The 13,117-nt window shown below is 61.4% G+C and carries 17 protein-coding genes; all 17 read left to right on the plus strand.

Features of this window, described 5'->3' with window-relative positions; all coding sequences use genetic code 11:
* Window positions 1-205: 205 nt before the first annotated feature.
* The 17 genes from AU511_RS15685 (at window position 206) to AU511_RS17335 (ending at window position 12,782) form a co-directional block, all read left to right on the plus strand.
* A complete protein-coding gene (locus tag AU511_RS15685) occupies window positions 206-550 on the plus strand; it encodes a putative holin (protein WP_094102146.1) in 345 nt (114 codons plus the stop codon).
* 32 nt (window positions 551-582) lie between these two features.
* Entirely contained in the window at window positions 583-1,188 is a 606-nt protein-coding gene (locus AU511_RS15690; RefSeq protein ID WP_240503866.1) for a transglycosylase SLT domain-containing protein, read from the plus strand.
* Window positions 1,178-1,813, plus strand: a complete 636-nt coding sequence (locus AU511_RS15695) for a hypothetical protein (protein ID WP_094110243.1) — start codon at window positions 1,178-1,180, stop codon at window positions 1,811-1,813. Before AU511_RS15690 ends, AU511_RS15695 begins: the two co-directional genes overlap by 11 nt.
* The gene (locus tag AU511_RS15700; protein ID WP_094110244.1) at window positions 1,810-2,127 is read left to right on the plus strand and encodes a hypothetical protein; all 318 of its coding nucleotides are present in this window, start codon (window positions 1,810-1,812) and stop codon (window positions 2,125-2,127) included. Before AU511_RS15695 ends, AU511_RS15700 begins: the two co-directional genes overlap by 4 nt.
* A 2-nt stretch (window positions 2,128-2,129) precedes the next feature.
* On the plus strand, window positions 2,130-2,438 hold the full coding sequence (locus AU511_RS15705) for a hypothetical protein (protein WP_420843464.1): 309 nt from the start codon (window positions 2,130-2,132) through the stop codon (window positions 2,436-2,438).
* Window positions 2,439-3,181: 743 nt separating this feature from the next.
* Window positions 3,182-3,640 (plus strand): Gp37 family protein, encoded by a 459-nt coding sequence (locus AU511_RS15710; RefSeq protein ID WP_240503865.1) that lies wholly within the window; start codon window positions 3,182-3,184, stop codon window positions 3,638-3,640.
* The gene (locus tag AU511_RS15715) at window positions 3,637-3,834 is read left to right on the plus strand and encodes a hypothetical protein (protein WP_094102142.1); all 198 of its coding nucleotides are present in this window, start codon (window positions 3,637-3,639) and stop codon (window positions 3,832-3,834) included. Before AU511_RS15710 ends, AU511_RS15715 begins: the two co-directional genes overlap by 4 nt.
* Window positions 3,824-5,248 (plus strand): phage tail sheath subtilisin-like domain-containing protein, encoded by a 1,425-nt coding sequence (locus AU511_RS15720; protein WP_094102141.1) that lies wholly within the window; start codon window positions 3,824-3,826, stop codon window positions 5,246-5,248. Before AU511_RS15715 ends, AU511_RS15720 begins: the two co-directional genes overlap by 11 nt.
* Window positions 5,248-5,769 (plus strand): phage major tail tube protein, encoded by a 522-nt coding sequence (locus AU511_RS15725; RefSeq protein WP_094102140.1) that lies wholly within the window; start codon window positions 5,248-5,250, stop codon window positions 5,767-5,769. The genes AU511_RS15720 and AU511_RS15725 overlap by 1 nt, the downstream gene beginning before the upstream one ends.
* 341 nt (window positions 5,770-6,110) lie before the next feature.
* On the plus strand, window positions 6,111-6,509 hold the full coding sequence (locus tag AU511_RS15730) for a phage tail assembly protein (RefSeq protein WP_420843465.1): 399 nt from the start codon (window positions 6,111-6,113) through the stop codon (window positions 6,507-6,509).
* Window positions 6,460-6,591, plus strand: a complete 132-nt coding sequence (locus AU511_RS15735) for a GpE family phage tail protein (protein ID WP_071999740.1) — start codon at window positions 6,460-6,462, stop codon at window positions 6,589-6,591. Before AU511_RS15730 ends, AU511_RS15735 begins: the two co-directional genes overlap by 50 nt.
* Window positions 6,592-6,798: 207 nt before the next feature.
* Entirely contained in the window at window positions 6,799-9,510 is a 2,712-nt protein-coding gene (locus AU511_RS15740; protein WP_094110245.1) for a phage tail tape measure protein, read from the plus strand.
* A complete protein-coding gene (locus tag AU511_RS15745; RefSeq protein ID WP_094110246.1) occupies window positions 9,510-10,403 on the plus strand; it encodes a phage tail protein in 894 nt (297 codons plus the stop codon). Before AU511_RS15740 ends, AU511_RS15745 begins: the two co-directional genes overlap by 1 nt.
* Window positions 10,403-10,615, plus strand: coding sequence for a tail protein X (locus tag AU511_RS15750; RefSeq protein WP_094102136.1), 213 nt, complete (start codon window positions 10,403-10,405; stop codon window positions 10,613-10,615). The genes AU511_RS15745 and AU511_RS15750 overlap by 1 nt, the downstream gene beginning before the upstream one ends.
* Window positions 10,603-11,745: a phage late control D family protein gene (locus AU511_RS15755; RefSeq protein ID WP_094102135.1), complete on the plus strand. Its 1,143-nt coding sequence runs from the start codon at window positions 10,603-10,605 to the stop codon at window positions 11,743-11,745. The genes AU511_RS15750 and AU511_RS15755 overlap by 13 nt, the downstream gene beginning before the upstream one ends.
* A 262-nt stretch (window positions 11,746-12,007) precedes the next feature.
* Entirely contained in the window at window positions 12,008-12,583 is a 576-nt protein-coding gene (locus AU511_RS15765) for a phage baseplate assembly protein V (RefSeq protein ID WP_094102133.1), read from the plus strand.
* Window positions 12,584-12,590: 7 nt separating this feature from the next.
* A complete protein-coding gene (locus tag AU511_RS17335; RefSeq protein ID WP_139829401.1) occupies window positions 12,591-12,782 on the plus strand; it encodes a hypothetical protein in 192 nt (63 codons plus the stop codon).
* The last annotated feature ends 335 nt before the right edge of the window (window positions 12,783-13,117 follow it).

Consider the following 13,117-nt stretch of genomic DNA (forward strand, 5'->3'; position numbering starts at 1 on the left):
AGTGTCGCCTTTTGGCGGCGGGCCGCACTCTGCGCGTTTCCCGCTGCGCTGCATTGAATCCTCTGTCGCATTTTTCCCCGCTTAAATAAGCGCCAGCCCTTGAGCCACGCGGCTTGCAAGGCAGTGGACGCTATAATCTCGTTTACAATCACCCCCCGATCGTCTCCGTAATGCTGTGTGCATTTCACTTCTCAAGGAGACTGTTATGCAAAGTAAAAAACGCCGCATCATGCGGCTGGAACGATTGTTGGGCTGGCAACTGACGGCGGTGTTGCTGCTCGGGCTGATTGCGCTGGTATCGCCGCAGCAACTGTCGGTGGTGATCTACAAGATCTCGCTGATTACGCTGGCGGCGGTGCTGGGCTACTGGCTGGATCGTTCGTTGTTCCCGAAAGCCTCGCTGGGGCAGTATCTGGAGCACGATCCGGAGCAGATGGCGCGCGGGCATTATCCGGTGCGGGCCGGCTGTGAACTGATCTTTGCCGCCGTACTGCTGCGCCGCGCGATCATCGTCGCGGCCGTGTGTCTGTCTGTGGCGACGGGGTTGTAATCATGCTGTCGCCACAAACCGTGGGCCTGCTGATGTCCGCGCTGCTGCTGGCGTCGTGGGGCGGAGTGCCGCGTTTCGCTCATGCCGACGACAAGGTGCCTGCCGCCGCGCAGCGCTATCGCAGCGAGCTGATCCGCAGTGCCCGGCTAGAGTGGGGGTTGTCAGCCCCGGTGGCCGACCTCGCCGCCCAACTGCATCAGGAGAGCGGCTGGAATCCGCAGGCCGTGTCGCCCGTCGGCGCGCAGGGGCTGGCGCAGTTTATGCCCGCCACCGCCGACTGGTTCAGCGGCATCATGCCCGAACTCAAGACTAATCAACCCTTTAATCCAAGCTGGGCCATCCGGGCGCTCACGCAGTACGACCGCTGGCTGTGGGAACGTTTAAGCGGCGACAGCGCCTGCGAACGTATGGCGATGACGCTATCGGCCTACAACGGCGGACTCGGCTGGGTGCAGCGTGACCGGCGTCTGGCGGAGAAGCGCGGGCTGAACGGCCAGCGCTGGTTCTCCCACGTCGAAAACGTCAACGCGGGCCGCAGCGCGGCCAACTTCCGCGAAAATCGCCACTATCCGCAGCGCATCCTGAAGGAGCTGGCGCCGCGCTATTCGACATGGGGAGACGCCAGCTGTGTTCACTAATCTGATCCCCTGGCGTTGGCTCGGCGCTTTCGCACTCGTGCTGCTGCTGGCCTGGGGCCTGTACGACAACGGCTATACGCGCGGACACGCTCAGGCCGCCCGCGACGGCGAACTCGCGCTGAGCGAGTTGAAAAACCGTCACGAGCAGGCGCTGCTGGCGCAGGCCGAAGAAGATAACCAGGCCCTGACGGTCTGGCAGCAGCGCTATCAACAGCAGGTTGTTTCAGCGGCGGAGGCGGAAAAACGCTATCTCGCCACCGTGTCCGACCTGCGTCGTACCCATCAACAGCTACAAAGGAAAATTGATGATGTTACCCATCGTTGGCAAGATGAACGCGGCCAGAGTCACGCTATCGAGTGCGTGTTTACTGCTGGCTTCGTGCAGCAGTACAACGCCGCCTTCGGCCTGTTTCCCCGCACCGCCAATGCGGGAAACGCCGCCGCCGCTGTCCGCGGCGTTAGCGGCGCGTCCGGAGCCGCTGCCGCCGTTGATCCCCGGCTACGCGATTCCGGCGTCGCCCAACGCGATCTCCTCGCTCACGCCACTGAAATCGGCGCCGCCTATCAACGGCTCGCCGCCCAGGTGAATGGGCTTTTGGACTATATCGCGGGGCTGGAAAAATGAAGGTCGAGATTGAATTCTGGACGCTGGTTGGTCTGCTTCTCTCCTTCATGGGCTTTGTTTTCGCGGTCGCGAAAATGTTTTTTGCCCAAATGGAGAAGCGTCAGGCCGAGCAATTTATGGCGCTGGACACCAGTTTCAGAACCAGTATGGGCGACCTCAATAGCCTGGAGCGCGAATTTATGGCGTTCAAGGCCGATTTGCCGCTGAACTATGTGCGCCGCGAGGACTACATTCGCGGACAGACGGTGATTGAAGCCAAGCTCGACGCGCTTTACAACAAGTTGGAGCTGGTGCAACAGCATGGGAGAACCTAGCGGTGGAGATGTCTCGATTGCGTCAGGAGTCCATGCGTTGGCATGTCCTGGTGATGCTAAGCCGTGCGCGGCCGTATCCCGTCAGCTTGTTTTTTCTGCTGGAGGTGATTCGCGGGATATATCCCGATGTCACAGCGCCCGAATTGCGTAGGGCGCTGGACTATCTGACCGAAAGCCATACGATTTCGGTCAAGCCGGAGCCGTACGGCAGTGGAACCGTGACCCTGACCCGCCTTGGCGCGGATCTGGTCGACTACACGGTCGACAGCCTGCCCGGCATCGCCCACCCCACCAAATATTGGCACGACTAAACCAAGCGTCTTCGCGGGTCCTCTTCAGGGCGGAGACGCTTTTATGACGCAGCGATCTCACTCCTCTCCTTCCAGAGTTGCTATTCCCCAGCAGCCAATCCCGATGTGTTTATCTGGCTTTTGTCGTCCGCACCCGACGGCGGGATATCGGTGTCGCCTTTTGCGCGGGCTTTTGTCGTCCGCACCCGACGGCGGGATATCGGTGTCGCCTTTAGCGCGGGGGTTGTCGTCTGTACCCGACATCTCAAATTCTGCTGCCGCCACTTTCCATTGATCACTTTTCTCCTATCCGAACCGTTAACTTCCAACGCCCAACGCCCAACGCCCATCGCCCATCGCCAAACCCGAACCCCGAACCCCGAACCTCCGAATCCAGACTCCCCATTTCCAAACCTCCAACTTCAACTTCAACTTCATACCACGAATTATCGCCTTTCTTGCCGGCTCCGCGACGCAGTGGCGCGCGCACCGCAGCGGACCACAATGCGGAGAAAGATTGCAACTTATTGATGTCCAATGTGTTTCTAAATAGGGTTAAAAGCCCTGCGCCCCCTTTCCCGCGATACTGACCTCAGTTTACGAAAACAGGACGGTGTCATGCAGTCGATTCAATTTGTTCAGTTCACAACGCGTACCGCGCGGCGCGGCGACGCTCTTCCGGCATCTGAGCGCTGCGGCGCTCAGACGACGAACGGCCTATGCCGCCGCGCCGTGCGGGGGAACGCGTAATGGACGTCTCACCGATGATTGATGCCGTGGTTGCCCGGATTGCCGAGGCCTTTCCCGGCTTGCAGGTGGAATCTTTCCCCGGAAAACCGGCTGAGTACGTCCTCAGCCATCCTGACGGCGCGATTCTGGTGCGCTACGCCGGCTCTGCGTTTCGCAAGCCGGAGGAGTGCGGGATCGTGCTGCAAACGCAGCTTGTCAAGCTGCGCGCCACCGTCGTGTGCCGCGAATCCAGCGGACAAAACGGGGCGCTGACCGTACTGGACGCGCTGCGGCGCGTGCTGTGCGGGCTTCGGCTCCCGAATTGCAGCCGCAAAATCCGGCTGAAGAAAGAGACGGTCGTCGGCAAGGGCAGCAGCGATGGACTGTGGCGTTACACGCTCCGGTTCACCGCGGAAACGCTGCAGACCGAAGACGCGTCGCTGCCCGACGGGCCATTACTCACACAAGTCACTCACAAGGAAAGCGAAACATGAAATACCGCTACAACGGCCCGACCAGCGGCGTCACGCTGGCTGATGGCTCCGAAGTGCTGCTGTTTCCCCAGCATGAGGTGGAACTGCCCGCCGAGCATGATTACGTGAAAACGTTGGTCGCTCTGGGCTTTCTGCAACCGTTGGAAAACAGCGCTTCTACCACTACTAACAATGAGGTAAACCATGGCAGCTAACTATCTGCATGGGGTCGAAACCGTTGAGGTCGAAACCGGCGCTCGCCCGATTAAGACCGTTAAATCCGCGGTCATCGGCCTGATCGGCACCGCGCCCATGGGGCCGGTCAACGACGTCACGCTGTGCGTGTCGGAAACCAACGCGGCCCAGTTCGGCTCGCAGGTCAGCGGATTCACCATCCCGCAGGCGCTGGACGCCATTTACGACCACGGCGCCGGTACGGTGCTGGTGATCAACGTGCTCGACCCGGTAAAACACAAGACCTCGGTCAGCAATGCCTCCGTCACGTTCGACAGCACGGGCGTCGCCCAGCTGGTCAACCCGGTGGTCTCCAACCTGGTGCTGCGTAAGAGCGACGACGCTCAGCCGTACGTGGAAGGTCAGGACTACACGCTGGATGCGCAGACCGGGAAAATCACCCGCGTCGGCACCAACATCGACAGCGGCAGCACCGTGATCGCCAGCTACGACTTCGCCGACCCGACGAAAGTCACCGCCGCCGACATCATCGGCAGCGTGAACGAGGCGGGCAACCGCACCGGCATGAAACTGCTGAACGACACCTACAACGCCTTCGGCTTCTTCGCGAAGATCCTGATTGCGCCGGTGTACTGCACGCAGACCAGCATCGTGACCGAACTGGTCTCTCTGGCCGACAAACTGGGCGCCGTCGCCTATGTCGATGCGCCGATCGGCACCACGTTCCAGCAGGCCATCAGCGGCCGCGGACCGACTGGCACCATCAACTTCAACACCAGCTCTGACCGCGTGAAGCTGTGCTACCCGCACGTCAAAGTCTACGACGCGAACACCAACAGCGAACGTCTGGAGCCGCTGTCTCAGCGCGCCGCCGGCCTGCGCGCCAAGGTGGACAACGAGAAAGGCTACTGGTGGAGCAGCTCCAACCAGGAGATCTCCGGCATCACCGGCGTGGAACGCCAGCTGTCAGCCATGATCGACGACCCGAACTGCGAAGTGAACCTGCTGAACGAACAGGGCATCACCACGGTGTTCAACAGCTACGGCAGCGGCTTGCGTCTGTGGGGCAACCGTCAGGCGGCCTGGCCGTCCGTGACCCACATGCGCAACTTCGAAAACGTGCGTCGCACCGCCGATGTGATCAACGAATCCATCCGCTACTTCAGCACCCAGTTCATCGACCAGCCGATTAGCCAGGCGCTGATCGACGCGCTGACCGAATCCGTCAACGCCTATGGCCGTACGCTGATCGGCAATGGCGCGCTGTTGGGCTTCAAGTGCTGGTACGACGCCGCGCGCAACGAAGAAACCGAGTTGGCCGCAGGCCACGTGCTGCTGAGCTACAAGTTCACGCCGCCGCCGCCGCTGGAACGTCTGTCTTACGAATCCGAGATCACCTCCGAATATCTGGTGACGCTGAAGGGGAATAGCTAATGGCTAAAATCGAAGTCAATCGCATCACCAATGCGAATATTTATTTGAACGGATCGAATCTGCTGGGCCGTGCGGAAGAAATCAAACTGCCGGACATCAGCATGACCATGCAGGAGCACAAAGCGCTCGGCATGGTGGGCAAAATCGAACTGCCTTCCGGGTTCGACAAGCTGGAAGGGGAGATCAAATGGAACTCCTTCTACCGCGAAGCGATGCTGGCCACGGCCAATCCGTACAGCGCGTTGTCCTTGCAGTGCCGTTCCAGCGTGGAACGCTACACCGCGCAGGGCCGCGTCGACGAAGTGCCGATGATCACCTACCTGACCGTGATGTTTAAGAAGAACCCGCTGGGCACCTTCAAACCGCACGAGAACGCGGAGTTCAGCTCCAGCTTCAACTGCACCTACGTCAAACAGGTGATGGATGGCGAAGACATCCTTGAGCTGGATTATCTGGCCAACATCTTCATGGTCAACGGCGTCGATCAACTGAGCGACTACCGCACCAATATCGGCGGCTAATGCCGCGTCGCCTGGGAACGACAGCGAATTTTTCGGACGTCTCTACCAGGCGACACCCACGGTCGCGGCGGGCCTTTACGGCGGCCCGACCGTCCTAAGCAAACATGTGCCGCACGGCTTTGGCCGGGCAGGCACCCTGGTTCTTCCGAGAACCGACCTGTTTTGGCGAGCAGCACGATTGCGCCGACCGGTCTTTTTATTACTACCGGTTTTTTCTTTGCCGCGCGGCGACGCCGACCGACGAAAGCGCGACAGAACGCGCCGTTCGACTCGGTCGCCCATAGGCGAAGGCACACGGAATGCGCAGGTCGTCTAAAGCAGACAAACGAACACGAACGTCGGTGAAACGCCGACCTTTTATCACGAATATCGGCTACCCGCCGTTGCGGCTAGCCCCCAATCACACTCTGGAGCACACGATGTCCGATAGCGAAAAGTACCTGTTGCAGTTTCCTTACACCACGCCGGCCGGCGAGCGTCTGACTGAACTGACGCTGCGCCGCCTGAAGGCTAAGGACCTGAAAGCGGTCATGAAACTGACCGACAACGCCTCCGACTGGGACAGCCTGCTGCTGGCCCGCGCCAGCAACATGGTGCCGGAAGATCTGGACGAAATGGATCTGGCCGACTTCATGGAGCTGTCCAAACGATTTCAAAAACTGTCTGGCGTGGCTAAGTCCGAAGGGACTGATGGAAGCACAGGCGCTGCTGGCGAGGTGGTTTCGGTTTCAGCCGAGTGAGCTGAATAACTTAACGATCGACGAGTTGGAAGACTGGCTGGAGATGGCCAGGGACCAGATTAAACGTGAGCACGGCGACTGAAGGAGGGAATACCAAGACACGCTCCGCGCGGCGTCGGACGAAACGGAAGGTGGCTTCCGCGTCCGTCCGACCCCCGCCTTAGTCGCCGCCGCGCGGGCCGTTCACAGTCCGCGGCCAACGTCGGTCGTTTTCCCTTCCTGCCCGGCCGGGCGCACCTTTATCCCTCTCGCGATCCCTTTTTTTCATTGGCTTAAGGATAGAACGATTATGGCCAACTTCGATGCATCCTCCAGCGGAGCCGCCGCGTTTCGGCAGTCGCTGCTGGAATTCCGCCGTTCGATAGCGTCATTCGACCAGACGTATCAGCGCATGATGATGTCGCAGGTACGGGTGATGGAGTCGATGGCGCAGGCCGCGAGTCAGAGCGCCCGCTACTTTCACCGGCTCAACGACGGCATGAACGACGTCGCACGCATGCAGGACACCCTGATTTCGCAGCAAGCCCAGCTGCAAGCGCTCGCCGAAAAATACGCAGAGCTGTCCCAACCGAGTGAAGCGCCGAGCACGAACTTGTCGGAGTCCATCGCCGACATCAAAGAGACGGCGGCCCCCGTCGTGGAAGCGGTCAAGGCCTACGCGGAACAGCAGGCCAGCCTGCGGAATATCACCGTCAGCGGTGGGTTGTCCGACTCGCAGGAACAACAGATTGCCGCCGCGCTGCGGGAGTTCTCCCTACAAACGAATCAGCAGCAGTCTACCCTGACGGCCGGGCTGGAGACGCTGATCGAAGGCGGCGTTGACCCGATGCAGGGCAAAGATCTGCTGGGCATCGTCGGCACGGCCGCCGCGGCCACGCAGGCGGATATTCAGGAGATGGCGCGCATGGGCGCGGCTTTCAATACCATGAAGTTTGACGGTAAACAGGCCGTCACCGGCGCGTTTGACCACATGCTCTCCGGCGCGAAAACGGGCAACCTCGACATGGCCTCGCTGTCGTCGGCGCTGCCGGGTCTGGCGCGCGGCTTCGAACAGAATGGCATCACCGGGGACGAGGCGCTGAGCCAGATTGTCTCCAGTCTGGCGGTCGGCAAAGCCGCGTCGGGCAGCGACGACACCGCTGTCGCCAATCTCAAAGGGTGGCTGGACACCGTCAACAGCAACGACATCGGCGAGCGCTATGCGTCGGCGGGCGTGAACTATCAGGCCTCGATGGCGGACTACATCAAACAAGGATTCTCCACTTACGAAGCCTCGCTGATGATCGGCCAACGGCTGATTGACGACAAAGGCGAAAAATTCAAGCAGGAGTGGCAGGCCGCCGTGGCGAAAGGCGACATGTCCACGCAGGAGCGCCTGATGGCGAAGTCCGGGCTGTCCAAGGTCTTCGACAACAGCCAGGCGGTGACGCATCTGCTCAACATGCGTCAGAACTGGAACGGCTATCAGCAGAGCAAGCAGGCGATGCTCAGCCCGGAGGCGGAAGGGACGACCACGCGCGATGCGTCGGCGCAAAACAATACGCTGAAGGGCCAGTGGCAGCACATGCAGGTGGCGACCAATAACATGAGTCTCAGCGTGGGCGAGGCGCTCGCGCCGGCGCTGATGGCGATCGGCGACGCCGTGATGCCGGTGTTGGACGGCTTCTCCCGCTGGCTCCAATTGCATCCCGGCCTGATTCAGGCTGTCGTCGTGGCCCGACAGGCGTTCTCCGTCTTCAAAGCCGTGACTGAGGGGGTGCGCAATGCGCTGGACCTGCTGCAATCGGGCCTGACGCGGGTGCAGTCCGTCGCCTCCCGTTTTGGGGGCGCGCTGAAGAACGGGATGACGTCGGCCGGCCGGGCGATCATGGGCGGAATGCGCGCGGTTTCGGGGTGGGTGCGATCCGGCCTGACCGTGGCGCAATCCGGCATCATGCGCTTCGGCGGCGCGCTGGGGCGCGGGCTGTCGATCGCCGGTCGCGCGGTGATGGTGTTCGGCCGCGCGCTGTTGATGACGCCCATCGGCCTGCTGATTACCGGCATCGCGGTCGGGGCTTACCTGATTTACCGCTACTGGGAGCCGATCAGCAACTGGTTCAGCGCGCGTTGGGAAGACATTAAAAACGCCTTCCGCGGCGGCATCGGCGGCGTGGGCAAACTGCTGCTCAACTGGTCGCCAATCGGCATCATTTATAAGCTGTTCGCCGCCGTACTTCGCTATTTCAACATCAACCTGCCGAGCAACCTGAGCGAAGCGGGCGGCAAATTGATCGGCGCGTTATCGTCGGCCATCAGCAGAAAATGGGAGAGCGTCAAAGCCGTATTCAGCGGTTTCGGCAGCTCGCTCAGCCAGTGGGCCTCCGAGCTGTGGGAGGGGCTGAAAACGAATTTCAGCGGCGGCATCGGCCGCCTGACCCAAATCCTCGTGGATTGGTCGCCGCTCGGCATTTTCTACAAGCTGTTCTCGGGGGTTATGAGCTATTTCGGCGTGGAGCTGCCCGGCAGCTTCAGTGAGTTCGGCAGCAAACTGATCGGCTCGTTAATCTCGGGCATCACGGAGAAATGGGAGAAGTTGAAAAGCTTAGTATCGAGGCTGGGCAGTAGCGTTAGCCGCTGGTTTAACGATGAGGCGGAGGACGACGACAAAAACAAAGACAAAAACAAAGACAAAGACAAAGACAAAGACAAAGACAAAGACAAAGACAAAGACAAGAGTTCGAACAAAACGATCACCAAACGTGAACACACCGTGGTGACGCCGCCGCCGGCCCGCAAGACCGAGGCCGATGTGCCGCAGTTGCCCGCGACGGGCGCTAGCGCCAACGCGAAGACAAACGCGGGCGAGGGGCTGAAGCTGTCGTTCGCGCCGACCATCCATGTTAACGGCCAGCCCGCGACGGCGACGCCGGAGATTAAAAATGCGCTCAATCTGAGCCTGCATGAACTGGAAAAAATGATGCAGAAGGTGATGGAACAGCAACAACGCCGGGGGTACGCATAATGTTTGCCGTATTGGGAGATATCGAATTCGAGCTGATCGCCTATTGGGACGGCTTTGAAGCGCAGTTCGGCGCGGATTACGCCGAACACGCTCGCATTGAAGGCAAACCGGGCCTGCAGTTTATCGGCGAAAAGCTGGATGAGATCAGCATCAGTCTGGTGTTCAACCAGATGTTCTGTACGCCGGACGTCGAGCTGGCGCGACTGCGCACTCTGCTGCGGTCGCATCAGGCGCAGGCATTGGTTTTCGGCAACGGCGACTATCGCGGCTGGTTCGTGCTGACCCAGGTGCGCGCCACCAGTCAGCAGACCGACAAGTCGGGCAACGTGCTGGCGCTGACGGCGGAAGTGACGTTGCGCGAGTATGTCGGCGACCCGAAAAATCCGTTGGCGCCCCCCGCCGTGAATACCGGCGTGCCGAACAGCCAGACGGTGGCGACGGCGACGGCCGCCGCGTCCGGCATCGCCAGCGCGATCCGCACGGCGGTGGGCTACGTCCGCACCGCGCAATCGGTGGTGAAAAACGTCTCCGCGGTGGTGCAGACGGTGCAGAAGATGAAGAGCAATCCGTCGCAGGCGCTGGGACAGGTACCGACGCTGCTCACCCAGATCGGCACCGCCGTCGAACCGTTGCAGAAAGCCGTGCCGGCGCTGGCGGCGGTCACCGCGACCTTCCCGGAAGTGAACCGGGTGGCGAAGGCGGCGGATCAGGCCATTACCTTTGTGAAGAGCGCCCACAAGGCGTTGTCGGGGATTAACGTCAGTACCCTCGACGACCTGTCGCCTGCGCTGGACGTGGTCGCCACGCAGCTCAGCGCCGCCAGCGACACGCTGGAGAAAGTCGCGCCGGTCGTCAGTTCGCTGACCGCCGCTATCACGACGAGGAGGATTTGATGTTTATCGAGCACATCACCACGCAGGGCGAGCGCTGGGACGCGTTGGCCTACCGTTACTACGGCGATCCGCTGGGCTATGACCGCATCATCGCCGCCAATCCGCACGTGGCCGTCACGCCTGTGCTGGCTTCCGGCATCATGCTGTCGATCCCGGTGATTGAACAGGCTGACGTCGTGCTGACGGAGGAGACGCCGCCGTGGCTACGTTAATTGCTCAACCGGCCGCGTCGGCGGCCAACCGCGAGGTGCCGCAGCCGATTTTCACGCTGTGGTATCTGCAAAAAGATATCACCAACGATATCGCGCCTTACGTCACGCGGCTGACCTACACCGACGGCATCAAAAACGAGTCGGACACGCTGGAAGTGGAGCTGGACGACACCGACGGGCGTTGGATAGACGCCTGGTATCCGGGAAAAGGCGACACCCTGTCGCTCAAACTCGGCTATCGCGGCGACACCCTGCGGGACTGCGGCGCCTTCAGCATCGACGAGATCGAAGTGCGCTCGCCGCCCTCGACGGTGTCGATGCGCGGGGTGGCGACCTCGGTCAAAACCGCGCTGCGCACTAAGTCCAGCCGGGGATTTGAGGGCACGACGCTGGCGGCGATCGCCAACCGCATCGCCAAAAAACATAAGCTGGCGCTGGTGGGCAGCATCGCGCCGATTACGTTTGACCGCATCACGCAGTACGCGGAAACCGATGTCGCTTTTTTGCGACGGTTGGCCAGCGAGTACGGCTACGCGGTCAAGGTGACCAACACCCAGCTGATTTTCTCGCATCTCGGCGCGCTGCGCAGCCAGGAGCCGGTGAAGACGCTCACCCGCAACGACGTCGCCAGCTTCTCGATGCGCGACACCATCAACCGCGTATACGATGGGGCGAAGATCAAGCATCAAGACCCGGCGAAGAAGCAGTTGGTGACCTACAAGGCCGACGGGACGCAGTCCACCGATGACAGCGCGACCAGCGCGGATACGCTGAACGTCAACAGCCGCACGACCAATAAGGACACGGCGGAGGTGAAGGCCACCGCGGCGCTGGATCAGCACAATGAACAGCAGGAGAGCGGGCAGCTGACGCTGATGGGCGCCACCTCGCTGGTCGCCGGCAACAAGATTTCGCTGAGCGGTTTCGGCCGCTTTTCCGGCGACTGGTTGCTGAATCAGGTACGGCATTCGCTCACGCGCGACGGCGGTTACGTCAGCGAACTAGAGATTGTCCGCGGTCCGGTTACCAAGGGCGCTCGCCAGGCGACGACCGGGCAATCCTCTACGCTGTCGGTCTATCACCCCGACGGCAGCACGACGCAAACCACGAAAAAAGAGGGCGCGTCATGATGAGAACCCGCCACAACTCCGCCCGCAGGGCGGTCACCCAGGGCGCTCGCGCAGAGGCGGCGAGCAGGTTCGACAGGCTTTCCGTCTGTCTCCGCGACGCCAACCACGAAAAAAGAGGGCGTATCGCGATAACTAGCGACGAGATCACCTGCGATGCGGTCTCACTGGGCGCTCGCAACACGACCGCCGGTCAGGCCAACGTGCTGCCGCGCTCTCGCCGCGATGGCCATACAACTCAACCTACCCACAAGGAAAGCGGATCATGACATCTTTACGCGTCGGCACGGTGAGTGCCGTGGATGCCGCGGGCGTGCGCGCCCGTGTGCGGCTGCCGGAATGCGATAACTTGCGCACCGCCTGGCTGGAGGTGTTGCAGCGCAACACGCAGAACAACAAGGACTATTGGCTGCCGGATGTCGGCGAACAGGTGCGGGTGCTGCTGGACGACAACGGGGAAGATGGCGTGATCCTCGGCGCAATTTACTCCAGCGTCGACACGCCGCCGGTCAATAACGCGCAGGCCAGGGGATGCACCTACTCGGACGGCGCGGCGTTCTATTACGATCGCGCGACGCACACGTTGACGGTCAATGGCGGTATTCAGCACATCGTCATCGAAACGCAGGCGGATGTGGTGGTGAAAACACCGCGCGCTACCGTCGACTCGCCCGACACAACCTTCACCGGCAATGTGCTGGTGCAGGGGAAGCTCACCTATCAGGGCGACATGGTCGGTACGGCGGCGACTATCCAGGGCAACGTCACCGTCAACGGCAACGTCAGCGCCACCGGCTCCGTCATGGACGCGGGCGGCAACTCTAACCACCACTCACACTAAGCGTCGCGTGGAGGGGCGGAAGTCTCAGGTCCGCCTCTCCGCCGCCGGGCGTGTTAGCGCCACGGCTTCGTCAGGGAAACGCCAGCGCCGTAAGTTTTATCAACGGCACGCCAGCGCCGCGGGCTTCGTCAGCGGCAGGATCGGCGCTGCCGGCGCCATCATGGACGCGGGCGGCAACGCCAACCACCACTCACACTAAGCGTCGCGTGGAGGGGCGGAAGTCTCAGGTCCGCCTCTCCGCCGCCGGGCGTATTAGCGCCACGGCTTCGTCATGGAAACGCCAGCGCCGTATGTTTTATCAACGGCACGTCAGCGCCGCGGGCTTCGTCAGCGGCAGGATCGGCGCTGCCGGCTCCGTCATGGACGCGGGCGGCTATTTTCATCGTCGATCGCACGCGTGTTTCGGCAGGGTATGTCATCACACGTCAAATTGAGTGTGTCTTGATGCTCGATGAGGGTTGCCCTCCGCGAAGCGCGGCCATATGCTGCGACACCCGACACCCGACACCCGACACCCGACACCCGACACCCGAT

This window comes from Lonsdalea iberica, assembly GCF_002111585.1.
GTDB lineage: Bacteria > Pseudomonadota > Gammaproteobacteria > Enterobacterales > Enterobacteriaceae > Lonsdalea > Lonsdalea iberica.

What these genes read in the sequence shown, in the direction of transcription:
- AU511_RS15765 (WP_094102133.1), top strand. Translation starts at nt 12,008, where the DNA reads ATGACATCTTTACGCGTCGGCACGGTGAGTGCCGTGGATGCCGCGGGC.
- AU511_RS15710 (WP_240503865.1), top strand. Translation starts at nt 3,182, where the DNA reads ATGATTGATGCCGTGGTTGCCCGGATTGCCGAGGCCTTTCCCGGCTTG.
- AU511_RS15690 (WP_240503866.1), top strand. Translation starts at nt 583, where the DNA reads ATGTCCGCGCTGCTGCTGGCGTCGTGGGGCGGAGTGCCGCGTTTCGCT.
- AU511_RS15715 (WP_094102142.1), top strand. Translation starts at nt 3,637, where the DNA reads ATGAAATACCGCTACAACGGCCCGACCAGCGGCGTCACGCTGGCTGAT.
- AU511_RS15685 (WP_094102146.1), top strand. Translation starts at nt 206, where the DNA reads ATGCAAAGTAAAAAACGCCGCATCATGCGGCTGGAACGATTGTTGGGC.
- AU511_RS15725 (WP_094102140.1), top strand. Translation starts at nt 5,248, where the DNA reads ATGGCTAAAATCGAAGTCAATCGCATCACCAATGCGAATATTTATTTG.
- AU511_RS15750 (WP_094102136.1), top strand. Translation starts at nt 10,403, where the DNA reads ATGTTTATCGAGCACATCACCACGCAGGGCGAGCGCTGGGACGCGTTG.
- AU511_RS15720 (WP_094102141.1), top strand. Translation starts at nt 3,824, where the DNA reads ATGGCAGCTAACTATCTGCATGGGGTCGAAACCGTTGAGGTCGAAACC.
- AU511_RS15700 (WP_094110244.1), top strand. Translation starts at nt 1,810, where the DNA reads ATGAAGGTCGAGATTGAATTCTGGACGCTGGTTGGTCTGCTTCTCTCC.
- AU511_RS15735 (WP_071999740.1), top strand. Translation starts at nt 6,460, where the DNA reads ATGGAAGCACAGGCGCTGCTGGCGAGGTGGTTTCGGTTTCAGCCGAGT.
- AU511_RS15745 (WP_094110246.1), top strand. Translation starts at nt 9,510, where the DNA reads ATGTTTGCCGTATTGGGAGATATCGAATTCGAGCTGATCGCCTATTGG.
- AU511_RS15740 (WP_094110245.1), top strand. Translation starts at nt 6,799, where the DNA reads ATGGCCAACTTCGATGCATCCTCCAGCGGAGCCGCCGCGTTTCGGCAG.